A 22,359-nucleotide genomic window follows, 5' to 3' on the forward strand; every position below is an offset into this window, starting at 1 on the left:
CGGATTACCCTTTGATGCAGGCCAGGGGGCGCAGCCTGGCGGTTATGGCGGCCAGTCCCAGGGCGTGGACGGTTTGGGCCACGTCCGTGATGTCCTTGTAGGCGCCGGGGGCTTCCTCGCCGAGCCCGCGCAGGTCGTGGGCCCGTATGGCGATGCCCCGCCCGGCCAGGTCCGACAGGAGGGCCTTGCCCGAAAAGCGCTTGAGGGCTTGTTTGCGGCTCAAGCTGCGGCCCGCCCCGTGGCAGGCCGAGGAAAAGGCCAGGGACTGGCCGGCGTCGGTGCCGGTCAGGAGATAGGAGGCCGTGCCCATGCTGCCGCCCACGGGCACGGGCTGGCCGATGCCGGCGAAACGAGGCCCGATGTCCGGATGGCTCGGCCCAAGGGCCCGGGTGGCGCCCTTGCGGTGCACGTAGAGCGTTTTTTGCCGGCCGGCCACGGTGTGGCGCTCGGCGCGGCAGAAATTGTGGGACACGTCGGTGAGCAGCCGCAGGCGCGCCCCGGGGAAGAGCCGGTCAAAGGCCTCGCGCACAAGCTGGGTGATGACCTGCCGGCCGGCCAGGGCGCAGTTGGCCGCGGCCCGCATGGCCCCGAGGTAGCGGGTGGCCGTGTCCGAGCCCAGCGGCGCGCAGGCCAGTTCCCGGTCGGGCAGGGCAAAGCCCAGGCGCGGCGCCTCGGCCAGCATGGCCGCCATGTGGTCCGTGGCCACCTGATGGCCCAGGCCCCGGGAGCCGCAATGGACGGACACGGTCACCTGCCCCGGCGCCAGGCCCAGGGCGGCGGCCAGGCGGGCGTCGGCAATGTCGTCCACGTATTGGACTTCGAGGTAATGGTTGCCGGACCCCAGCGTGCCCAGGGCGTCGCGCTGGCGCTCCCGGGCCCTGGCCGAGACCATGGCCGGATCGGCCCCGGCCAGGCGGCCGTCGTCCTCGCAGCCGGCCAGGTCGGCCGCCTCGCCGAACCCCCGGGCCACGGCCCAGGCCGCGCCGCCTTCGAGCATGGCGGTCAGGTCCCTCTCGGAAAGCCGCAGCCGCCCGCCGGTGCCGCGCCCCGCCGGCACGGCGGCGAACAGCGCGTCGGCCAGGGCCTCGCGCCGGGGCGCCACCTCCCGGCGGTCGAGGTCGGCCACCAGCAGGCGCACGCCGCAGGCGATGTCGAAGCCCACGCCTCCGGCGCTGATTACGCCGCCGGCCTCGGGGTCGCTTGCGGCCACGCAGCCGATGGGAAAGCCGTAGCCGACATGGGCGTCGGGCATGGCCAGCACCGGGCCGACCAGGCCGGGCAGGGAGGCGACGTTGGCCAATTGCGTCAGCACCCCCTCTTCCATGGCCTCCAGCAGGGCGGCGGAAGCGAAAAGCCGGGCCGGCACACGCATGGCCCCCGTCGGCGGCATGTCCCAGGTCAGCGCCTCGCCGCGCGTCAGGTTGCGCCGTTGCATGCCGTGTCCTTCGTTGGTCGGACGGCGGCGGCCGCCGCCCGGATCAGACGGTCGTATCCTCCCTTCATAGCGCAGAAAGGACGTGCGTTGTCAAGGCATGGCCGGGCGGGGGGGGATGGGGGGACTTGGGGCAGCGGAGCCCAAGACGGCGGCCAGGGCACTGGCCACGGCGGCGTTGCCCCGGGGGGTCAGATGGGAATCCGTGGGCCAGTAGTAGCGCCCGGCGTCCGGGGCGTCCATGAAGCGGGGCAGCATGTCCAGGCCGGGGATGCCGGCCTCGTCGAGCAGGACCAGCAGCCGGGCGGTCAGGGCGTTGAGGTTGCGGACCATGTCCGCGGCCTTTCGCGCGAATTCCGAGCCCCGGGGCACGGCGGCGAAGTCGATGCGCGGATAGAGCACCTGCAGGGCCGTGGGCAGCACCACCACGGCGAGGTGAAAGCCTCCCTGGCCGGCCAGCTCCCGCAAATCGACCAGCGCCCGGCGAACGTCGTCCTCCTCGGACGGCCCGAACCAGGCCGTGTCGATGAAGCTGCGGTAGAAGGGGTGGAAGGCGAAGGGCAGGCCGTTTTCCGTGGGCTCGGTCAGGGGCACGGGATAGTAGCCGCCGGTGTCCACCAGGGCGGCCGGGGCGGCGGCCAGGGCCTGGCCCGAGCCCCGGGCCGCGTCGCGCAGGTAGCGGGCCAGGCGGCGCAACGAGGTCAGGCGCAGGTGGCGCCACGGCCCGAGATGTTCCTCGCGCAGCCGGCCCCGGTAGACGAACAGGTCGGCGGCCAGGTCGTTGCCGATATAGACCAGGACGACGACGGTCCTTCCCTGGAAGCGTTCCGGGCTGCCCCGTAGGGCGTCCACGGTCAGATGGCGCAGGATGTCGCGGTATTGGGGCAGGCCGTAGCCGTTCTTGCAGGCGGCATAGCTGGCCTGGCCGGTGGCATGTTCGTACAGGGCCGGAATGCTGCGCTCGGTCCCCGAGCCCGCGCCGTAGCAGAAGGAATCACCCAGGAACAGGGTCTCGGCCTGCCCGGGCAGGCGGGCGTTCCACCAGCCCAGGGCGTCGGTGCCGGATACGGTGACGGCCGGCGCGTCGGGCAGGTACATACCGTAGGCCCGGTAAGCGTCGTCGGCCGTGCCCCGGCGCGGCGGCAGGCCCGGTTCGTTGACGTAGCCGTGCAGCCACGGCCGGTACAGGGGATTGGTGGCCGGGTCGTAGACGCCGTAGGAGTAGAGCAGTTCGCGGTGTTTGGGGGAAAAAAGGCACAGGCGCGGCAACCGGTTGTAGACGAAGGCGTCGAGGCCGACCAGGGCCAGATAGAAGGTGGCCGCGAAAAGCCCCAGGCAGGCCAGGCGACGGAGGCGTCCACCGCGCACAAAGGGTACGGCAAGATGTCTGGGCATGGGGAAAAACGGGGCGGGCGCGGCGACGGTGAGAATGCCTCGCGGGGTCGGCGGGACGCCGCCGCCGTGCGGCGGTGCGGCGTCCCTGCCTGGCGGGATGCCCGCGCGGCCGCAGCGGCCGCCGCGGGGGCATCAGATATTGTAGAGCTTTTCCCCGGGAATGATGGGGATATTGTTTTTCTGTAACAGTTCGATGGCCTGGTCGGTGCGGTCGAAACGGACGATGATGACGGCCGAGCGTTCGCACTGATGCACGAAGGCGTACATGTATTCGACGTTGATGCCGCCGGCGCACAGCAGTTTCAGGATGGAGTGCAGGCCGCCCGGGACATCGGGGACTTCCACGGCCACCACGGCGTTGCGGCCCACGGTGAAGCCGTGTTCCTTGAGCGCGACCTTGGCTTTCTCATGGTCGCTGACGATCAGGCGCAGGATGCCGAAGTCCGAGGTGTCGGCCAGGGACAGGGCCCGGATGCTGATGCCGGCCTCGGCCAGGACGCGGGTGACTTCCTCCAGGCGTCCGGCCCGGTTTTCCAGGAAAATGGAAATCTGTTCGGCTTTCATGGCGTTTCCCTCCCAAAGGAGCTTGCGGACCGTTAGGCGTGGCGCAGGTCGAGGACGCGCTTGGCCTTGCCCTCGGAGCGCTGGATGCTGCGGGGCTCGACCAGTTTGACCAGGGCGGTGACGCCCAGGAATTCCTTGATGTTCTTCTGGATCTTGCCTTCCAGGCGCTGGAGCTTCTTGATTTCGTCGGAGAAGACCTTCTCGTCCACTTCGACCTGCACGGTCAGGGTGTCGAGGTTGCCCTCGCGCTGGACCAGCAGCTGGTAGTGGGGGGACAGGCCCTCGGTTTCGAGCAGGATGCTTTCGATTTGCGACGGGAAGACGTTGACGCCGCGAATAATGAGCATGTCGTCGCTGCGGCCCTGGACGCGGACCATGCGGGCGAAGGTGCGGCCGCACTTGCACGGGGTCTTTTCCAGGCGGGTGATGTCGCGGGTGCGGTAGCGGATCAGCGGCTGGGCTTCCTTGGTCAGCGTGGTGATGACCAGTTCGCCGGCCTCGCCGGGGGCAACCGGCTCCAGGGTGACCGGGTCGATGACCTCACACAGGAAATGGTCTTCCTGGAGGTGGGCGCCGTGCTGGGCCTCGGCGCACTCGATGCCCACGCCCGGCCCCATGACCTCGGACAGGCCGTAGATGTCGATGGCCTTGATGCCCATCTTGCTTTCGATGTCGCGGCGCATTTCCTCGGTCCAGGGCTCGGCCCCGAACACGCCGACGCGCAGCGGCAGCTCCTTGAAATCGATGCCGGCTTCGAGCGCCGTTTCGTAGAGCACCAGGCTGTAGGACGGCGTGCAACACAGCACCGTGGCCCCGAAATCGCGCAGCAGCATGGCCTGGCGCCGGGTGCCGCCGCCCGAGACCGGGACCGTGGTCGCGCCCAGGCGCTCGGCGCCGTAGTGGGCGCCAAGGCCGCCGGTGAAAAGCCCGTAGCCGTAGGCCACGTGGATGATGTCGCGCCGGGTGGCCCCGGCCGCCGTCAGGCAGCGGGCCATCATGGTCGCCCAGTTGTTGACGTCGCGCTGGGTGTAGCCGGACACGGTGGCCTTGCCGGTGGTGCCGGAGGAGGCGTGGATGCGCACCACGTTGTCCTTGGGCACGGCGAAAAGCCCGAACGGATAGTGGTTGCGCATGTCCTGCTTTTCGGTAAACGGCAGGTAGCGTACGTCGGACAGGCTCTTGATGTCGTAGGGCTTGATGCCGGCCTCGTCAAAGGCCTTCCGGTAGAAGGCGACATTGGCGTAGACCCGTTCGCACAGGCCTTGCAGGCGTTTGAGCTGCAACGCCTCGAGTTCTTCCCGGGGCAGGGTTTCGATGTCCATGTCGAAGATCATGCGGCTTCCTCCGTCACGCCGTAGCGCGTCCAATGGCGATACCTGCCCGAAAGCCGCCCGCCACGTCAAGTGAGGGTCCCCAAAAAAGGCTTGTCCCGGATGGGCGTTTGCGGCGCGGCCCCAAATCGTATAGACCTCCGTCGTTTCCCGCCGCAAGGCCGGGAACGTGCCATTTCCCCGGAGAAACGATGCCCGATACAAAAACCGATGCCAACGCCCTGTCCGCCGTGGACAAGGCCGTCCTGGTCGCCGCCTGGCTGGCCGAAAAGAAAGCCAAGGACATCCTGGCCCTGGATGTCGCCCCCTTCAACCCCGTGTGCGAGGCCATGCTCGTGGCCTCGGCGGCCAGCCTGCGCCAGGCCAAGGCCCTGGCCGACCACGTCCTCGAACGCTGCGGCGAATACGGCCTTTCCTACCTCGGCATGGAAGGCTACCGCCACGGCCAGTGGGTGCTCCTCGACCTCAACGACGTCATGGTGCACATCTTCCAGGAAGACCTGCGCCCCTTCTATAATATCGAAGGCCTGTGGGCCGAGGGCAAGCGCATCCCCTTGCCCGCCCCGGCTCCCGCCAAGGCCGAACCGGCCGAATAGAGCGACCCATGACACCCACCCTGCTGCTTATCCTCGACGGCTGGGGCCTGGCCCCGGCCGGCCCCGGCAATGCCGTGACCCTGGCCAGGACGCCCCACCTCGACCGCCTGCTGGCCGCCTACCCGTCCACGACCCTGGCCTGTTCGGGCCGGGCCGTGGGCCTGCCCAGCGGCTTCATGGGCAATTCCGAGGTCGGGCACATGAATATCGGCGCGGGCCGTGTCGTCTATCAGGACATGACCCGCATCGACATGGCCGTGGAGGAGGGGGCGCTGGCCCATAACCCCGTCCTGGCCGACCTGGCCGCCGCTTCCAAGGCCGCCGGCGGCCGGCTCCACCTCATGGGGCTGGTCTCGGACGGCGGGGTGCACAGCCACTTAAACCACCTCAAGGCCCTGGTGGCCGCCTTCGCCGACCTGGGCCAAAAGGACATCCTGGTCCACGCCTTCCTGGACGGCCGCGACACGCCGCCCCAAAGCGGCGTCGGCTACGTCGAGGACCTAAGCGGCTTCCTGCGCGGGCCGGGCGCCGGGCGCATCGCGAGCCTGACCGGCCGGTTCTACGCCATGGACCGCGACAAGCGCTTCGACCGCGTGGCCGCCGCCTACGCCGCCCTGACCGAGGGGATGGGCGAGCCCTTCACCGACCCCGTGGCCGCCGTGGCCGCCGCCTATGCCGCCGGGCAGACCGACGAGTTCGTCAAGCCCCGGGTCCTGGCCGGCGGGGATGGGGTCATTCGCGACGGCGACGCCGTCTTTTTCTTCAATTTCCGGGCCGACCGGGCTCGGGAGATCACGGCGGCGCTCACGCGCGACGATTTCGACGGCTTCCCCCGAAACGTCCGGCCCAGGCTCTCGGGCTTCGCCACCATGACCAAATACGACGGCTCCTTCGGCCTGCCCGTGGCCTTCGCCCCGCAAAGCCTCACCGACGTCCTGGGCGAGGTCTATGCCAAGGCCGGCCTGACCCAGTTGCGCCTGGCCGAGACCGAGAAATACGCCCACGTCACCTATTTCATGAACTGCGGCCGCGAGGAGCCCTTCCCGGGCGAGGAGCGCGCCCTCGTGCCCTCGCCGCGCGACGTGCCCACCTACGACCTCAAGCCGCAAATGAGCGCCGCGGCCGTCACCGACGCCTTCCTGGCCTCCCTGCCCAAGGGCCACGCCCTGGCCATCGTCAACCTGGCCAACTGCGACATGGTCGGCCACACGGGCGTCTTGCCGGCGGCCATCACCGCCGTGGAGACCGTGGACGCCTGCGTGGGCCGCATCGTCGAAGCCGCCCGGCAAGCCGGCTGGCGCGTGCTCGTCACCGCCGACCACGGCAACGCCGAGGAGATGATCGCCCCGGGCGGCGGCCCCATGACCGCCCACACCCTTAACCCGGTGCGCCTGATTCTGGTCGACGAGGCCAACAAGGGCGCCACGCTCGCCCCGGGCAAGCTCGGCGACATCGCCCCGACCATCCTGCGCCTGGCCGGGCTGCCCGTGCCGGCGTCCATGACCGGCCAGTGCCTTTTTTCGGAGTAGGGGCCATGGGTAACGAACAGCGCAAGCCCCTTACCCCGGCCAAACCCGTGGGCGTGGAACTGGTGTTTCTCTATCCGTGTCCGTTTTGCCGCCGCGAGGTGCCGGTGGTGGCGCCGACCAAGCCCACCATGATCGCCTGCGACGCCTGCCGGGGCCGGTTTCCCATCGTGCCCGTGGACGAGCGCTCGGTGCGCTTCGTCAAGGTCATGCTGGCCGGCGGCAAGGCGGCCGTGGACCCGGATTTCATCTGACGCCGGCACGGCGTCGGCCCCGATACGTCGGGGGAGGGCACCTATGACCTATCTCGCCGTCGTCGCCCTGTTGGGCGCGCTTATTTTCATCCACGAACTGGGCCATTTCCTGGCGGCCAAGGCGGCCGGGCTGCCCGTGGCCCGGTTTTCCCTGGGGTTGGGGCCGGTCCTGTGGAGCCGGGTCGTCGGCGGCACGCGCCTGTGCCTCTCGGCCGTGCCCTTCGGCGGCTACGTGCTGCTCAAGCTCGCCGGCGAGCGGGACTACCTGACCTTGCCCCTGTGGCGGCGCATCGTCTTCTGCCTGGCCGGGCCGGCGGCCAATCTCGCTTTTGCCGTGGGCTGCTACGGCCTGCTCTACGCCCTGACCCCGGTGGAGCACTCCCTGGTGGGCTGCCTTGCCCAGCCCCTGGCCTGGACGGCCGACACCGTGCAGGCCATGCTCGCGGCCATCCCCAAACTTTTCGGCCACGGCGGCCAGGTCAGCAGCCTGGTCGGCATCGTGGCCGAGGGCGGCCGGTTCGTGGGCGGGAGCCTGCCACGCCTGGTGCTGCTCGCCGCCTATCTTTCCGTGAGCTTGGCCGTCTTCAACCTGCTGCCCCTGCCGCCCCTGGATGGCGGCAAGATCGTCTGCGACAGCCTGGTTGCCTGGCGCGCCGGGCTGGCCCGGTATTACGTCCCCTCCACGGCCTGCGGCTGGCTGCTCCTCATTGGGCTGGTGGCCTACGCCACGGTCCAGGACGTCTGGAAGGCCCTGGCCTGAGGCCAAGGCCGCGGCCATGTTCCGCAAACGCCCACCGGTCCCGGCCAGCCGGGAAGCGACGCCGGCCCGGGCCCTGGCCGCCATTTTGACAGCCAGCGCCGCGCCCCTGACCGCCCTGGAACTGTCCGGCCTGGCCGGCTACGGCGAAAAGGCCGTACTGGAAGCTTTGGCGCATCTGCGGCTGTCCCTGCGGCGCACGGCCCGGCCCCTGCGCCTGCATCCGGCCCGCTGCCTGGGCTGCGGCCATGTCTTCGCCAAGCGCGACCGGCTGGCCAAACCCGGCAAATGCCCCGTCTGCCGGGCCACCCGTATCGAACCGCCCCGTTTTTCCCTCGAATCGTCGCCGGATGTGGACGACCGCCAGCCTTTGGGTCACTATGCTCGCGGCCCACTCCAAGGAGGACATCGTATGGCCATAAGCCCCTTTGCCGGCAAGCCGGCGCCCAGGTCCCTGCTCGTCAACGTGCCCCGGCTCGTCGCGTCCTATTACGCCATCGCCCCCGATCCGTCCGATCCCTTGCAGCGCGTGTCCTTCGGCACCTCGGGCCATCGCGGCACGTCCTTCGACGGCTCCTTCAACGAGGCCCACATCCTGGCCACGACCCAGGCCATCTGCGACTACCGGGCCGGCCAGGGCATCACCGGGCCGCTCTACCTCGGCATGGACACCCACGCCCTGTCCGAGCCGGCCTTTATCACCGCCCTGGAAGTGCTGGCCGCCAACGGCGTGGCCACGATGATCCAGGCCGGCCGGGGCTACACCCCGACCCCGGTCATTTCCCACGCCATCCTGACCTTCAACCGCGACCACAGGGGCGTCCAGGCCGACGGCATCGTCATCACGCCCTCCCACAACCCGCCGTCCGACGGCGGCTTCAAGTACAACCCCCCCTCGGGCGGCCCGGCCGACACCGACGTGACCGGCATCGTCCAGGACATGGCCAACGCCTACCTGGAAAAAAAGCTCGTGGGCGTAAAGCGCCTGCCCTATGAAAGGGCGCTTCGGGCCGACGGCGTCACCGCATACGACTATGTCGCGCCCTACGTGGCCGACCTGGCCACCATGGTGGACATGGCCGCCATCCGGGATTCGGGCATCCGCATCGGCGTCGATCCCCTGGGCGGTTCGGGCATCGCCTTCTGGGAGCCCATGGTGGAACGCTACGGCCTCGACCTGTCGCTTGTAAGCGACGTGGTGGACCCGACCTTTTCGTTTATGACCGTGGACAAGGACGGCAAGATCCGCATGGACTGCTCCTCGCCCTACGCCATGGCCCGGCTCATCGAACACAAGGCCTCCTACGACATCGCCTTCGGCAACGACCCGGATTACGACCGCCACGGCATCGTCACCAAGGGCGCGGGCTTGCTCAATCCCAACAGCTATCTGGCCGTGGCCATCAACTACCTCTTTTCCACCCGCCAGGGCTGGCGGGCCGACGCGGCCGTGGGCAAGACGCTGGTATCGAGCGCCATGATCGACCGGGTGGCGGCGGCGCTGGGCCGGCGGCTGTGCGAAGTGCCTGTCGGGTTCAAATGGTTCGTGCCGGGGCTTATCGACGGCTCCTTCGGTTTCGGTGGCGAGGAGAGCGCCGGGGCGTCCTTCCTGCGCACCGACGGAACGGTCTGGACCACGGACAAGGACGGCATCGTCATGGATCTGCTGGCCGCCGAGATCACGGCCAAGACCGGCCAGGATCCGGCCGAGCACTACGCGGCCCTGACCGGGCGCTTCGGCCAGCCCCTCTACGAGCGCCTGGACGCCCCGGCGACCAAGGCTCAAAAGGCGGTGCTGTCCAAGCTTTCGCCGGAGATGGTCACGGCCACGAGCCTTGCCGGCGAGGCCATCGTGGCCAAGCTCACCCGCGCCCCGGGCAACGGCGCGCCCATCGGCGGGCTCAAGGTCGTGACCGAAAACGGCTGGTTCGCCGCCCGGCCCTCGGGCACCGAGGATGTGTACAAGATCTACGCCGAGAGCTTTGGCGGCCGCGACCACCTGTCCGCCCTGCAGGCCGAAGCCCGCGAGATCGTCGACGCCGCCTTCGCGGCAGCCGGGGTGTGAGCGGGGACGGCGAGAGCAGGGGAAGAGAAAATGCCTCCGGCGGCCAGGAGGGGCACTGCCCCTCCTGGACCTCCCGAATGGGGTTGCCTCGGGGAGGGGAGGTGATGGGAGACGGCCTGGATGGGGACGCCCGGCGGCTGCTCGCGGCCTTGGCGGCGCAGCCGGACGCGCCGTTCCCGGATCGGGTGATGCCGGGCGAGGTGGCCACGCGGCTGGGCCATGGCCCGGCCAGGGCCTGGCGGCTGTTGCGGGCGCTTTGTACCGCCGGGTATTACGAGTACGACATTTCGGCCTACAGCGGCCGCCTGACCGAAGCCGGCCGACAGGCCGCGAGGAATGTGACGACGTGAAGCTTGCCCAACACTGCTTAAGCGCCATCCCCCTGGCCGTGGCCGGGTATGCCGCGGCCGGCGGCAGCTGGTCGGCGGCCTTTGCCGCCGGCATCTCCAGCGTGCTGCTGGATCTGGACCATGTTTCGGACTACCTGCTGTGCAATCGCGGCTGGGGCGGGTTGGACCACTTTTTCAAAAGCTGCGAGGAAGGAAAGCTCGACCGGCTCTACCTGGTCCTGCACTCCTTCGAGTTCGTGATTTTTCTGTGGCTACTCATCGGCTTCGGCACGGCCGCCGCCTGGGGCGTGGGCCTGGCCATCGGCGTGTCCGGACACATGCTGCTCGACTGGCTGGGCAACCGCCACATCGTGCAGCCGTCGTTTTACTGGCTGTGGTTTCGGGCCGTAAACGGCTTCGACGGCAACCGCCTCTACCTGGTGCCGCCGGGCCGCCTGGCCGAAGCCCGCCAGCCCGGCTGCCGGCCCTAGCGGCGTCAGCCCGGCGCACGCCCGCACCGCAATTCCAGCCAGCTGTTCGCATTCCCCAAGGGGCGTGTCCGTTGCGCCCCTTTCTTCGTCGTGCCCTGGCCGGCCTGGCGTCTCGTGTCGCGTCCTCGAAGGGGACATTTGCCTTTTAAAATATAACATCGAGGAATAATTATTTTTTTCTTAAAAAATACGATCGTATTTTTTAGGGGCGCAACACTAGCGCCTGGCTTCCCGGGCGGCGGCGCATTGGGATTTGGCCGGCGCGAAAATCCCCACGTCCAGGTGTTGGTCTAGCCCCAGGCCGGCCGTCTCGGTCAGGAAAATCGACGGCGAACCGTCGAAGACGTCCAGGCCTTTCGTGCGCTCCAGGTGGAACAGTTCACCCCAACTCGTGGCGTAGAGCACATCCAGGCTGACGGTTTGGCGCTCCTCGCGGGGGGACGTGAAGTTGACCAGCAGCAGGGCCCGGGTGATCCGCTCCTTGGACAGCCCCCAGGACAAGGGCGGGGCGAAGGTGTCCTTGACCGGGAAGGCCACGTGCAGCGCATCCAGCAGGGCGGTCACGTCAGGTAGGGTCAGGGGCGCCGGCAGAGTGCTGGCCTGCACGTGCATGCCCGGCCGGTAGATTTCGTTGGCCACCAGCCAGGCGCACAGGCGCGGCAAGGAAACGTCCTGGCGCACGGTCTCCTTGATACGGGCCTTGCGATCCCCGCCGGACAGTTCCGCCCGGACGACAAAGGCCTTTTCGCGCGCCGCGACCTCCTCGAAGGCGACCTCCAGGGAGGCGAACAGGTCCCGGCCCGGCCGGATGAAAGGCATGCGCACGACCTTGCCCACCTTGCGGCCGAAACTGGCGGCGATGCGCCGGGACAGCATGGCCTGGTCGCGTTCGGTCAGGCCGCCGCCGCTGCCCAGGGCCTTGCTGCGCTCCTTGAGGCGCTCGTAGGCCCGCAGGAAATGGTTGGCGATGGCCTCGCCCAGGGCCTGGGCCTTTTCGAAGCCGTCGGCATCGGCCGCGCTGTCGCGTTTGGGCGGGGGCGGACAGGTGCCAGCGGCCGGGGGGGCGTAGGGGAAATAGTGGTCGAGCAGCGTTTCGCCGGTGCGGCTGGCGTATTCGTCGCAGGGATCGAAGCCGGTTTTTTGCAAAAAGGCCTGGCGCAACAGTTCCACCGCCCCGGGCCGGCCGTCTTCCTGGTAGAAGCGCGTCACCTCCCGAAAAAGCAGGGCATACGGGTCGCAGCGCCACAACCCGCCCTGGTTGGCGAAGATGTGGCTTTTCAAGGTATCGCACAACGGCTCGGGCTGGCCGGGATGGGCGGCGTATTTCTCTAATAGCCCGAATTTGATGATGGATTTGAAGGGGCTGGTCAGCGACTTGACGATCATCCACAGCGACGCCCCGAAGTATTCGTCCCCGGCAATGGGGAGCAGGCAGCCGAAATCCAGGCTTTCGGCCGCGGCCTCGGGCGCCACCCGGACCAGGCCGGCCATGGCCTTGGCATGGGCCTCCTGGCCAAGGCCCGGCGGCAGGCTCCACCAGGCCGGTTTGCGGCCGGCCACCACCAGGGCCGTGCGGTAGAATTCCTCCTTGAGCAGCCGCCCCTGGGCCGAGCCGTAGCCCTCGTCGTCGGAATAGCCGAAGACGTTGCCCCGGATGTCGTCCACGCTCATGCAGAAAAAATGGATCTCCAGGCCCACCTCGGCCAGGGCCTGGCGGCTTATGGTTTCGAGCTTGGCCGCAAAGGCCGGCATGTCCGGATGCGCGGCCGCGCCCCGGCCCAGGCAGACCCAGACGTCGCAGTCGGAATCCGCGCCCTGGGCCACGGTGCCGACGCTGCCGATGGTATAGAGCGCCTCCACCGGGATGGCCTCTGTGGGGATGGGGGGCAAAGCCTCCAGGGCGAGGTCGAAGTGGCGGGCCAGGTCCCGGGCCGTGCCCAGGTGGGGAAAGGTGGCGGCGACCTGGGCGGCCGGGGCCGGCGCGACCTTGCCGGCCGAGACGCGTACCAGGGGCAGGCCGACGAGCCCCGGCAGCATGTCCAGGTAGGCGCCGCCCGCCTCGCCGAGCCGGCGCCTGGCCCAGGCCAGCCGGCGCTTGTTGCCGGCCAGCATGGCCAGGCGGCGGCGCTCCACGTCGCGGGCGAAAAGGGCGGCGTCGCAGCAGGCGGCCAAAAGGCGCGGGCCGCCACCCGTGATCAGGGCCGGCGGCAGGGGCGGCGAAAGCACGGCGTCGGCCACCGCCGCGGCGTCGTCTTTGGCCATGGCCCCCAGGAGGTCGGGTTCGTCGGTGGATCCGCTAAACCGTGCCCCGGCGAAATAGCAGCCTTCCGTGCGCGCCCCGGGGAAGGCGGACTGGGCAAAGGCGGCCATTTCGAACAGGCAGTCGGAAAAAAGCGTGCCCTGGGCACGAAAGCCGTGGGGCACGGCCCGCACCAGGCTCACCGCCCGGAAACGGCAGGTGTCCAGGGACAGGCCGGCCAGGGTCGCGGCGAAAAAGTCGCATTCCACGGCCTCGACCCGCACCAGGGCCACGTCCTGGCCCGTGGCCTCGCCAAAGGCGCAGCCGCGCAACTCGCAATCCTCGAACCGCACCGATTCGAACACCGCCCCCGAGAAGCGGCAATGGTGCAGCCGGCAGCCCCGGAACGTGACCCGGGCCAGCCTGGCCTCGTCGAAACCGACGTCCGTGAACTGGCAGAGGGAAAAGGTCGTCTCCGTGATCGTCGACCGAGCCAGGCCCACGGCGCGCAGCACGCAGCGCGTCAACTGCATGCCGTCCAGGCTGGCTTCGTCCAGTCCGGCCCAGAGGATCTGCCGCCGTTGCAGCTCGCCGCCCTGGGCCAGTTCCCGGCGCAGGGCGGCTGCCGTGTCGTCGGCCTGGCCGTTGCCCGGCGTGGCGACCAGGGATTTGACCCGCTTCCACAGCCCCTTGGGCGCCGCCTCCTTCTCCAGGGGCCGGGGCGGCCGGGGGCGGGGAGGGAAGGGGCGGGCGGCCGCCCGGGCACGCAGGGCCAGGTCGTCCCCAAGGGCCCGGGCCAGTTCCGGCGTGGCGGCCGGCGTCTTGGCCACGGCCCGGAAGGCCACGGACAGGGTGCGCGGCGCGGCCGCGGCCAGCGTGGCGTAGACCGCGCCCAGGGCCTTTGGGCGCAGCACCGGCGGCAGCCCGCGCAAGGCCTGGCCAAAGGCGGTCACGGACAGCCGGGCCAAAAAAGGGGCCAGCGCCTCCAGCCGCTCGGGATGGGCGGCCAGCAGGCCCGCTGCCGCAAGGGCCGCCCGCGGGGCGTCGCAACGGGCCAGGGCGGCCAGGGCAGCCTCGGCCAGGGAAGGTTCGGCCGCGCCGCACAGGGCCTCCAACGGGCCGGCCACCGTGGCCGCGTCGAGCCCCGGCGTCTCGGCCAGGGCCCGGCAGACGGTCTCGGCCGAAATCTCGTCCAGTTCGCCCAGGCGGGGCACCAGGCGCTGGATGAGGGTCGGTTCGCGCAGCCGGCCGACGACGCGGGCCATGTAGCGGGTCTGCTCGGCGGAAAGGTCCATCTGGAGCAGGCGGTTAAGCCACATGCCCAGCCGGCCGCGCACCAGGGCGTTGCGTACGGGCAAGGCCGGGTATTCGTGGCGGGTGGCCAGCAGGTCGAGCAGGATGAGCAGCTCGTCGGGCGTGCGCTCCACGATATCGGCCAGCGTCGTCAGGCCCCAGGCGGCGGTCCTCGGCCGGGCCGGCCGGGGACGGCGGAAAAAGGCGTTGACGAAAAGGAGCTTTTCCTCGTCGCCCAGGCAGCCGAGCAGGCCGATGGCCTGGTCCTCAGGCATTTTTTCCAGATGGATGACCGAGAGCACCTCGCCTTCGACGCCCAGGCGGAACAGCAGGGTGAAGGCCAGCCGGGCAAAGGCCTCGTCCCCGGCCTCCAGCAGGGCGGCCAGCAGAAAGGCCAGCTCCGAAGCCTCGCCGGCCGTGGCCGGGTCGTCGGCCGCGCCCCGGTCGATGAAGGCCAGGGCCTGCCTGGCCAGGGGGACAAGCGGTGTCAGGTCGGAGCCCGGCGGCTGGGACAGCCCCGTGCGCAGGGTCCGCATGATGGCCCGGGCCGGCGAGCCCGGCCGGCTCACGGCCGGCCCCGGCGCGGCCCCGGCCGGCGGGGGGTGTCGTATCCTGGGAATCCGTGCATGGGCAGCCTAGCGGCAACGATTTAGGGGAGCGTACCGGCGCCCGGCACGAGGCGCAAGCCTAGGCCTTGGGGGCGACGTCGACATAGTAGGCCACCTGCTTGCCGGGATTGAGGTATTGGAGCACGTCGGGCGCGAGCTCGGCCGGCTTTAGGGCCTTGACCACGGCCAGTTCCGTTTCGATGCACAAATCGATGATCAGCGCCTCGCGCTTGGGGATGTCGGGATGGTGGACCTTGACGCTGGGGCGCATGGAATCGCGCAGGTTGGCCGAAACGACCATGCCCTGCATGCCGTTGGACAGCTCCACCAGCGAGCCCGGCGGATAGACGCCGAGCTTGCGGATGAACATGGTCACGGCCTTGGGGTCGAACAGGGCCCGGCGCTTGTACAGGACCTTCATGGCCTCGTGGGGCGTGGGCGGTTCGGCGCCTTCCTTGGGGTTGAGGGTGCGGTCGTAGAGGTTGGCCACGGCGGCGATGCGCCCGCCCAGGGAGATGGCTTCGCCCTTGAGACGGCCGGGGAAGCCCGAGCCGTCGACATTTTCGTGGTGCTGCAGCACGAGGAGCTGGCCGGCCGGCGGAAAGCCGGGCACGGCGGCGAGCAGGCGGGCGCCGATCTTGGGGTGCTCCATGTAGTATTCCTTGAGCACCTTGTTCATGGTCAGCAGGTTGCCCTTGGAAAAGCGCTGGATGGGGATACGCCCCTTGCCCACGTCGTGGAAGAGGGAACCGAGCCCGATGTCCTCGATGTCGCGTTTGGCCAGCCCCATCTCCTTGGCCAGCATCATGGAGAGCACGGCCACGTTGAGGGCGTGGTAGTGCTTGGCCTCCTCGCGCATCTTGGCGGTCATGACGTTAATCAGCACGTCGAGGTCGGACAGGAACGTTTCGGCCATCGGGCCGACCACCTCGCCGGCCGCCTCCATGACCTCGGGATTGGGCGAGGACACTTTCTTGATGGCCTCGACCACCTGGCCCATGGCTTTTTCGTAGCGGCGCTCGCAGGCGGCGAAGCGTTCGAGGCGGTCCTTGTTGCGTTCGATGGTTTCGCGCTTGAGGCTGGACAGTTCGGCCGAAACCGGGGTGCGCGCGGTGCTCCAGGGGCCTTTTTGCCGCTTGCCGGTCATGCCGTCGATCTCTTCCAGGGAGATGGGCAGCCGGTCGGACTTCTCGGGCAGGCACAGCACGTGGGACAGGCCCAGGGCCATGACCTTGGCCACGTCCGTGGCGCTTTCGATCTTGAAACCCTTGGCCGGGAAGGGGTGGCTGACGCCCGGTTCGTCGATGCGGATGAAAAGCCCCGGGCACAGTTGTTCCACGAGGATGGGATATTCGTCGATGTGCATGGGGGCCTCGTTGCGGGGTAACCGTCGCGGCACCGGCCCGATAACGCCCGGCCCGCCGCGTGGGCAACTGCCGGTATACGCGTCGGGAAAAAAAACTGTCAACACGCCTGGCGGCACCAACAACCGAACCGGGCCGGGCCGGCTTGCCCAAACCCGGCCCAGGCGTTATCCTCGGCCCACAACCCCCGAAATTCCATGGCACCCCCCGCGCCAAACGCCCCACCGGCTCTCGGAGCCAAGCCCGTCAAGGGAGTCTTTTCCACCGATACCGAGCAGTTCGTGGGCAGGCGGATGCTTGGCCGCGTGCACCAGCGGGTCTTCGTCTACGCCGAGGAGCAGGATGACGGCCAGGTGGCCATCTGGCGCCTCAGCCGCAATTTCATCCCCACGGGGTCCAGGCGCCTCATCAGCAAGGAACGGCTGCTGGCCGACTACCTGCCCGAGCCGTCCATCTACATCAACAAGGTCGTGCCGCTGATGCGGCGCCTCGACGAGTCCGTGGCCGCGGCCGACCGCCACCGCGAGCGACAGGAGCTGTTCGCCGCCGAATTCGAATACAAAAATGTGTTGCGTCTGGACGCGGACCACGTCAAGGCCACGTTTGGCCTGGGCTTGACCTATCTTGAGCGTCAGGAGAAGGACAACGCCGATATCGTTTTTCGTAAAATCATGCGTATCGAGGCCGCGTTCACACCGGAACACAAACATCTGTTCAACGACTTCGGCATCCAGATGCGCAAGCTCGCCATGTACGACGAGGCCATGCGCTACTACGGCCGGGCCTATCGCCTGTGCCGTACCGACGAGCACCTTCTCTACAACATGGCCAGGACGCAATATGAAAAGGGCCGTCTGAAAAGCGCCCGGATGATGCTGACCAAAGCCCTTCGCCTTAACCCCGGCTTTCCGGAAGGAAAAGCCTTCATGGCCTTTCTGGAATCCCGCCTGCGGGGTGAACAGGTTTCCGAGCCGCCGCCACAAGAGCCGGTGCACTGAACGCGCCTGGCAAGAGCACGATTTTGTTTTCTTTCGTGAACCAGGGCACTCCTTTGCCAATTTGACCGAATACCCTCCCGGGCCGTCTCGCTATTTGACATCCGCCGCCCGGCAATGCGAAGTAACGGCCGCGCCTGGGCGCGTTTTTCCATTCGTACTCGGTATTCCCCGAGCGGAAATGCTGCGAGGAGTTGGGCCATGGGCAGTCTCAAGGTCGGCGTGAAGTTGTTCGCCTCCCTGATCGTCACCTCCCTGATTACCGTCTTGATCGCCTTGCTGGGCTACCACGGCCTGCAGGAAACCGGCCAGGCCGTGTCGGTGGTCACCACCACGGCCCTGCCGGCCATCGCCGGCCTCGGCATGGTCGAAGAGGGGCTCCTTTCCGCCCAGACGGCCGAGCGGACCATCCTCGTGCCGGAGTTGGCCAATTCCAAGGAATTCGACCGCCAGCGCGAAAACCTGGAAAAGGCCCTGGCCCGGGTGGACCAGGGGCGGTCCATGCTCGACGGGCTCGTTTCCGGCGAGGAGGAAACGGCCCAGTGGAAGAAATTCAACGACGCCCTGGCCGACTGGCGCAAGACCAACGCCAAGGTGATGGAGTTCGTGGCCCAAAACAAGCGCAGCAACGCCCTGACCCTGTCCGTGGGCACCTCCATGCTGTCCATGCGCACGGCGGCCACGGCCCTGGATTTGCTCCAGGAACGCGCCCGGGCCCAGGCCGACCAACTGGCCGCCACGACCAAGGCCCAGGCCTCCCGCCGGGGCCTGGTGCTGGTCGTGGCCGCCCTGGCCTGCCTGGTCGTGTCCGTGGCCCTGGGCACGGCCGTGACCCTGTCCATCACCCGGCCCCTGCGCCGGGAACTGGCTTTTGCCCGGGCCGTGGCCGGCGGGGACCTCGAGGCCCGGCTGTCGGTTAAAAGCCGCGACGAGATCGGCGAACTGGCCGGGGAACTGCGCCGCATGCTGGCGGCGCTGACCGAGAACATCGCCGCCGCCCGGCGCCGGGGCGAGGAGGCCGATGCCGAGGCCCAAAAGGCCAGGCTGGCCCAGGCCGAAGCCGAGGAACACCGCCAGGCCGCCGAAAACGCCCGCCGCGAAGGCATGCTCCAGGCGGCCGGCCGCCTGACGGACGTGGTCGAGGCCCTGTCCGGGGCCGCCGACGAACTGGCCGCCCAGGCCGACCAGGCCACGCGCGGCGCGGCCGAGCAGTCCTCGCGCCTTTCGGAAACCGTCGCCTCCATGGGCGAAATGCGGGCCACGGTGCTCGATGTGGCCCAAAACGCGGCCACGGCCTCCCAGACCGCCGCCGACGCCCGGGAACGGGCCGTGGCCGGATCGGCCGTGGTGCGCCGGGCCGTGTCCGGCATCGGCCAGGCCCGGGACAAGGCCCTGGCCTTGACCGCGGACATGGCCGAACTCGGCGACAAGGCCCAGGGCATCGGCCGCATCCTGGGCGTCATTTCCGACATCGCCGACCAGACCAACCTGCTGGCCTTAAATGCCGCCATCGAGGCGGCCCGGGCCGGCGACGCCGGGCGCGGCTTCGCCGTGGTGGCCGACGAGGTCCGCAAGCTGGCCGAGAAGACCATGGCCGCCACGGCCGAGGTGGGCTCGGCCATCCACGACGTCCAGATCGGCACACAGAAAAGCGTCACCGGCGTGCGCGAGGCCGTGGAGGTCATCGAGTCGGCCACGGGCCTGGCCGACGAGTCCGGCCAGGCGCTGACCACCATCGTTTCCCTCATCGAGACGGCTTCGGACCAGGTCCGGGCCATCGCCACCGCCTCCCAGCAGCAGTCGGCCGCGGCCGAGGCCATCGAAAGCTCCATTGCCGACGTCAACCGGGTGTCCGAGGACACGGCCCAAGCCATGGAACACTCGGCCCGGGCCGTGGCCGGCCTGACCGACCAGGCACGGGTGCTCGGCGCGCTCATCGACGAACTGGGCGGGGCGGGCCAGGCGGCCCTGGCGCCTGGCCTCGGCTGAGTTCGTTTCCATCGTTGCCTTCGACGGCCTGCCCTCTGGACCGGGCCATCCGTCTTGACCGTGCGGCGCGAAGTGCCTACACTGCCGCGTTTACGTTCCTCGCGACACGCCTGGGCGATACTCCACGGCCGTTTGGGGATGGTTCCGGCGGCCAAGCAACGGGGGAAGGAAGATGGGGCTACGCACTGATTTCATCTGGATGGACGGCACGCTCATGCCCTGGGACCAGGCCAACGTGCACGTCCTGACCCATGCCCTGCACTACGGCTTCGCCGTGTTCGAGGGTATCCGGGCCTACGAATGCGTCGACGGCTCTTCGGCGGTTTTTCGCCTCAAGGAACACACCGAGCGGCTGTTCGGTTCGGCCAAGGCCCTGGGCCTGGTCATTCCCTTCAGCCCCGACCAGATCAACGCCGCCATTGTGGAAACCCTCGTGGCCAACAAGATGCCCGCCGGCTACATCCGGCCCATCGTCTTCGCCGGCTCGGGCGGCTCCATGGGCGTCAACCCCGCCGGCAACCCCATCCGCGTCGCCATCGCCACCTGGCCCTGGGGCGCCTACCTCGGCGCCGAGGCCCTGGAGAAGGGCATCCGCATCCGTACCTCGAGCTACACCCGCCACCATGTCAACGTCATGATGACCAAGGCCAAGGCCGCCGGCAACTACGTCAACTCCGTGCTGGCCAAGACCGAGGCCCTGGCCGACGGCTACGACGAGGCCTTGCTGCTCGACCCCACCGGCTATGTGGCCGAAGGCAGCGGCGAGAACGTCTTCATCGTGCGCAAAGGCGTCATCAAGACCCCGCCCCTGACCTCGATTCTGGGCGGCATCACCCGCGACAGCGTCATCACCCTGGCCCGGGAGCTGGGCTACGACGTGGTGGAACAGCTTTTCACCCGCGACGAGATGTACATGGCCGACGAGGCCTTTTTCACCGGCACCGCCGCCGAGCTCACGCCCATTCGCGAGCTCGACCGCCGCGTCATCGGCGAGGGCCATGCCGGCCCCGTGGCCAAGGCCCTCCAGGCCGCCTTCTTTCGGGTGGTCAAGGGCGAGGACTCGGCCCACGCCGACTGGCTGGCCGGCTACAGCCTGAAGTAGCGCCTTCCGGGCGGCCCCCCGTGCCGGGGCGGGGCCGCCCGGACATCGCCCATGAGCACCACCAGCCTCACCGCCAAATACCGGCCCCAGCGCTTCGCCGACGTGGCCGGACAGGACGCTGTCAAGCGCATCCTGTCCCGGGCTGCGGCCGAGGACAAGATCGCGCCGGCCTACCTTTTCAGCGGCACGCGCGGCGTGGGCAAGACCACCCTGGCCCGGGTGCTGGCCAAGGCCCTCAACTGCCAGACCGCGCCCACGGCCGAGCCCTGCAACGTCTGCGCCCAGTGCCGCCAGATCACGGCCGGCGTCTCGCCCGACGTCATCGAGATCGACGCCGCCACCCACGGCAAGGTCGAGGACGCCCGGCGCCTCAAGGAAGACGTGGGCTACGCGCCGCTTCAAAGCCGCTACAAGGTCTTCATCATCGACGAGGCCCACATGCTCTCCACGGCGGCGTTTAACGCGCTGCTCAAAACGTTGGAAGAGCCGCCGGCCCGCGTCACCTTCATCCTGGCCACCACCGAGGCCCACAAATTTCCGGCCACCATCATCAGCCGCTGCCAGCATTACCTGTTCAAGCGCCTGACCCAGGCCGAGCTCGAAGCCCACCTGACGGGGCTGCTGAGCCGCGAGGCCGTGGCCTTCGAGCAGACCGCCGTGAAACTCATCGCCCGGCGCGGCGCGGGCAGCGTCCGGGATTCCATGTCCCTGCTCGCCCAGGTCCTGGCCCTGGGCGGCGCGGAACTCACCGAGGCCGACGCCCGCAATGTCCTGGGCCTGGCCGGCCAGGAGGTCTTTTTCGGGCTCATCGAGGCCATCCACGCCCAGGACGGCCCGGCCGTGGTCGAGGTCTTGCGCCAGGTCCTGGACAAGGGCCTGGACATCGGCTTTTTTTTGCGCGAGCTGGCCGCCATGTGGCGCAACCTTTTTTTGCTGCGCCAGGCCGGGGAAAAGGGCTTGGCCGTGGTCGATCTGCCGGCCGAGGAAACGGGGCTGTGGCTGGAGTGGGCCGGCCGCTTCGACGCCGCCCACATCCATGCCTGCTGGCAGATGACCCTGGAAGGCCAGCGCCGGGTGCTGACCAGCCTGGAGCCGGCCCTGTCCCTGGAGCTGATGCTGCTCAACCTGGCCTACCTGCCGCGCCTGCTGCCCCTGCAAAACCTCGCCTCCTGCGCCATGCCGCCTTCGGGCGGCGGCGGGCCGGCCCCCTCCGGCCCCGGCGCGCCGTCCGGCCCGGCCCGAACCCATGGCCCGTCCGGTTCGTCCCGGACGTATGGCCCGTCCGGCGCGGCGGGGGGGTATGGCCCGTCCGGCCCCTCGTCAGGGGCGTATGGCCCGTCCGGTGCGGCGGGGGCGTCGGGAGGCTATGGCCCGTCCAGCCCGGCAGGGGCGTCGGGAGACTATGGCCCGTCCGGCCTGTCGGAGGCGGCCGAGCCCCAAGGCCCGTACGGCGGGCCTCGTGACCCGGCCGGCCTGCCGCCCCGGCCGACCGCCCCGGCCCCCGGCCCGGCCCCGGCCCAGGCAGGGGCGCCGCGCCCGGCCTGGCAGGCGCCGTCCGCCGCTGCGTCCGCCCCGGCCCCGGCCCCGGCCGCCTCGGGCGCATCCCAGGCCGGCCCCCAGGCCGCGGCCGGCCAGCCAGGCCCGGTTAGCGCGCCGCGAGCCTCCTTCGGGCCGCCCACCTTCGAGGGCTTCAAGCGGTTTGCCGTCAAAAACGGTGAGGTCATCGGGCTCAAGCAGGCCAAGGGCGTGTACGAACCCGAAGCCGAGCCGCCACTTTTGCGCTTGCTGTGCACCAACGCCTTCCACGTCAACCAACTGCGCCACCCGGACAAGCTGCGGGTGTTGTCGGGCCTGGCCGCCGACTATTTCGGCCGGCCCGTGGACATCGCCGTGGAGGCCGGGGAAAACGGCCACGCCGACCGCTTGTCCCCGGACGACCTCAAGCGCTACATCGACGAGCGCCCGGAAGTCCGGCAGGCCCTTTCGGCCTTTGACGCCGAGATCATCGAACGAAAACCCCGCTAGAGCG

At 69.2% G+C, this 22,359-nt stretch carries 17 protein-coding genes; 11 read left to right on the forward strand and 6 right to left on the reverse strand.

The window, feature by feature from the left end:
• Positions 1 to 4: 4 nt before the first annotated feature.
• From ACP59X_RS11465 to ACP59X_RS11480, 4 genes are all read right to left on the reverse strand, one after another.
• Positions 5 to 1,435 (reverse strand): RtcB family protein, encoded by a 1,431-nt coding sequence (locus tag ACP59X_RS11465; protein ID WP_428569624.1) that lies wholly within the window; start codon positions 1,433 to 1,435, stop codon positions 5 to 7.
• A gap of 90 nt (positions 1,436 to 1,525) precedes the next feature.
• Positions 1,526 to 2,827: an alginate O-acetyltransferase AlgX-related protein gene (locus ACP59X_RS11470; protein ID WP_428569628.1), complete on the reverse strand. Its 1,302-nt coding sequence runs from the start codon at positions 2,825 to 2,827 to the stop codon at positions 1,526 to 1,528.
• Positions 2,828 to 2,959: 132 nt separating this feature from the next.
• Entirely contained in the window at positions 2,960 to 3,391 is a 432-nt protein-coding gene (locus ACP59X_RS11475; protein WP_428569631.1) for an ACT domain-containing protein, read from the reverse strand.
• A 32-nt stretch (positions 3,392 to 3,423) separates the two neighbouring features.
• Positions 3,424 to 4,725: a phenylacetate--CoA ligase family protein gene (locus tag ACP59X_RS11480; RefSeq protein ID WP_428569634.1), complete on the reverse strand. Its 1,302-nt coding sequence runs from the start codon at positions 4,723 to 4,725 to the stop codon at positions 3,424 to 3,426.
• Positions 4,726 to 4,913: 188 nt separating this feature from the next.
• Here ACP59X_RS11480 and rsfS point away from each other — a divergent pair, with 188 nt between their 5' ends.
• The 7 genes from rsfS (at position 4,914) to ACP59X_RS11515 (ending at position 10,740) form a co-directional block, all read left to right on the forward strand.
• Positions 4,914 to 5,318, forward strand: coding sequence for a ribosome silencing factor (gene rsfS / locus ACP59X_RS11485; RefSeq protein ID WP_428569637.1), 405 nt, complete (start codon positions 4,914 to 4,916; stop codon positions 5,316 to 5,318).
• Positions 5,319 to 5,326: 8 nt separating this feature from the next.
• Positions 5,327 to 6,847: a 2,3-bisphosphoglycerate-independent phosphoglycerate mutase gene (gpmI, locus tag ACP59X_RS11490; RefSeq protein WP_428569641.1), complete on the forward strand. Its 1,521-nt coding sequence runs from the start codon at positions 5,327 to 5,329 to the stop codon at positions 6,845 to 6,847.
• A 5-nt stretch (positions 6,848 to 6,852) separates the two neighbouring features.
• A complete protein-coding gene (locus ACP59X_RS11495) occupies positions 6,853 to 7,098 on the forward strand; it encodes a hypothetical protein (RefSeq protein ID WP_428569644.1) in 246 nt (81 codons plus the stop codon).
• Between the two features lie 43 nt (positions 7,099 to 7,141).
• On the forward strand, positions 7,142 to 7,858 hold the full coding sequence (locus ACP59X_RS11500) for a site-2 protease family protein (RefSeq protein WP_428569646.1): 717 nt from the start codon (positions 7,142 to 7,144) through the stop codon (positions 7,856 to 7,858).
• Between the two features lie 16 nt (positions 7,859 to 7,874).
• The gene (gene pgm / locus ACP59X_RS11505; protein WP_428569649.1) at positions 7,875 to 9,920 is read left to right on the forward strand and encodes a phosphoglucomutase (alpha-D-glucose-1,6-bisphosphate-dependent); all 2,046 of its coding nucleotides are present in this window, start codon (positions 7,875 to 7,877) and stop codon (positions 9,918 to 9,920) included.
• Between the two features lie 104 nt (positions 9,921 to 10,024).
• Positions 10,025 to 10,270 (forward strand): helix-turn-helix domain-containing protein, encoded by a 246-nt coding sequence (locus ACP59X_RS11510; RefSeq protein ID WP_428569652.1) that lies wholly within the window; start codon positions 10,025 to 10,027, stop codon positions 10,268 to 10,270.
• Positions 10,267 to 10,740: a hypothetical protein gene (locus ACP59X_RS11515; RefSeq protein ID WP_428569654.1), complete on the forward strand. Its 474-nt coding sequence runs from the start codon at positions 10,267 to 10,269 to the stop codon at positions 10,738 to 10,740. The genes ACP59X_RS11510 and ACP59X_RS11515 overlap by 4 nt, the downstream gene beginning before the upstream one ends.
• Positions 10,741 to 10,956: 216 nt before the next feature.
• On the opposite strand, the gene ACP59X_RS11520 is transcribed toward ACP59X_RS11515, so the two are convergent.
• Positions 10,957 to 14,841 (reverse strand): class I adenylate cyclase, encoded by a 3,885-nt coding sequence (locus ACP59X_RS11520; protein ID WP_428569657.1) that lies wholly within the window; start codon positions 14,839 to 14,841, stop codon positions 10,957 to 10,959.
• 118 nt (positions 14,842 to 14,959) lie between these two features.
• A complete protein-coding gene (locus ACP59X_RS11525; protein WP_428569660.1) occupies positions 14,960 to 16,246 on the reverse strand; it encodes an HD-GYP domain-containing protein in 1,287 nt (428 codons plus the stop codon).
• Positions 16,247 to 16,441: 195 nt separating this feature from the next.
• Between ACP59X_RS11525 and ACP59X_RS11530 the strand changes: the two genes are divergently transcribed.
• From ACP59X_RS11530 to dnaX, 4 genes are all read left to right on the forward strand, one after another.
• Positions 16,442 to 17,242, forward strand: a complete 801-nt coding sequence (locus ACP59X_RS11530; protein WP_428569663.1) for a tetratricopeptide repeat protein — start codon at positions 16,442 to 16,444, stop codon at positions 17,240 to 17,242.
• A gap of 198 nt (positions 17,243 to 17,440) precedes the next feature.
• The gene (locus tag ACP59X_RS11535) at positions 17,441 to 19,228 is read left to right on the forward strand and encodes a methyl-accepting chemotaxis protein (protein WP_428569666.1); all 1,788 of its coding nucleotides are present in this window, start codon (positions 17,441 to 17,443) and stop codon (positions 19,226 to 19,228) included.
• Positions 19,229 to 19,400: 172 nt separating this feature from the next.
• Complete coding sequence (locus ACP59X_RS11540; protein WP_428569668.1) at positions 19,401 to 20,330, forward strand: branched-chain amino acid transaminase; 930 nt, start codon at positions 19,401 to 19,403, stop codon at positions 20,328 to 20,330.
• Between the two features lie 51 nt (positions 20,331 to 20,381).
• A complete protein-coding gene (dnaX, locus tag ACP59X_RS11545) occupies positions 20,382 to 22,355 on the forward strand; it encodes a DNA polymerase III subunit gamma/tau (RefSeq protein WP_428569671.1) in 1,974 nt (657 codons plus the stop codon).
• The last annotated feature ends 4 nt before the right edge of the window (positions 22,356 to 22,359 follow it).

Source organism: Solidesulfovibrio sp. DCME (assembly GCF_049995385.1).
Lineage (GTDB): Bacteria > Desulfobacterota > Desulfovibrionia > Desulfovibrionales > Desulfovibrionaceae > Solidesulfovibrio.

Bases quoted from the DNA above. Each gene is read 5' to 3' on its own strand.
- dnaX (WP_428569671.1), top strand. From the start codon at position 20,382: ATGAGCACCACCAGCCTCACCGCCAAATACCGGCCCCAGCGCTTCGCC.
- ACP59X_RS11495 (WP_428569644.1), top strand. From the start codon at position 6,853: ATGGGTAACGAACAGCGCAAGCCCCTTACCCCGGCCAAACCCGTGGGC.
- ACP59X_RS11510 (WP_428569652.1), top strand. From the start codon at position 10,025: ATGGGAGACGGCCTGGATGGGGACGCCCGGCGGCTGCTCGCGGCCTTG.
- ACP59X_RS11465 (WP_428569624.1), bottom strand. From the start codon at position 1,435: ATGCAACGGCGCAACCTGACGCGCGGCGAGGCGCTGACCTGGGACATG.
- ACP59X_RS11525 (WP_428569660.1), bottom strand. From the start codon at position 16,246: ATGCACATCGACGAATATCCCATCCTCGTGGAACAACTGTGCCCGGGG.
- ACP59X_RS11470 (WP_428569628.1), bottom strand. From the start codon at position 2,827: ATGCCCAGACATCTTGCCGTACCCTTTGTGCGCGGTGGACGCCTCCGT.
- gpmI (WP_428569641.1), top strand. From the start codon at position 5,327: ATGACACCCACCCTGCTGCTTATCCTCGACGGCTGGGGCCTGGCCCCG.
- ACP59X_RS11530 (WP_428569663.1), top strand. From the start codon at position 16,442: ATGGCACCCCCCGCGCCAAACGCCCCACCGGCTCTCGGAGCCAAGCCC.
- ACP59X_RS11480 (WP_428569634.1), bottom strand. From the start codon at position 4,725: ATGATCTTCGACATGGACATCGAAACCCTGCCCCGGGAAGAACTCGAG.
- pgm (WP_428569649.1), top strand. From the start codon at position 7,875: ATGTTCCGCAAACGCCCACCGGTCCCGGCCAGCCGGGAAGCGACGCCG.
- ACP59X_RS11540 (WP_428569668.1), top strand. From the start codon at position 19,401: ATGGGGCTACGCACTGATTTCATCTGGATGGACGGCACGCTCATGCCC.
- ACP59X_RS11475 (WP_428569631.1), bottom strand. From the start codon at position 3,391: ATGAAAGCCGAACAGATTTCCATTTTCCTGGAAAACCGGGCCGGACGC.
- ACP59X_RS11500 (WP_428569646.1), top strand. From the start codon at position 7,142: ATGACCTATCTCGCCGTCGTCGCCCTGTTGGGCGCGCTTATTTTCATC.
- rsfS (WP_428569637.1), top strand. From the start codon at position 4,914: ATGCCCGATACAAAAACCGATGCCAACGCCCTGTCCGCCGTGGACAAG.
- ACP59X_RS11535 (WP_428569666.1), top strand. From the start codon at position 17,441: ATGGGCAGTCTCAAGGTCGGCGTGAAGTTGTTCGCCTCCCTGATCGTC.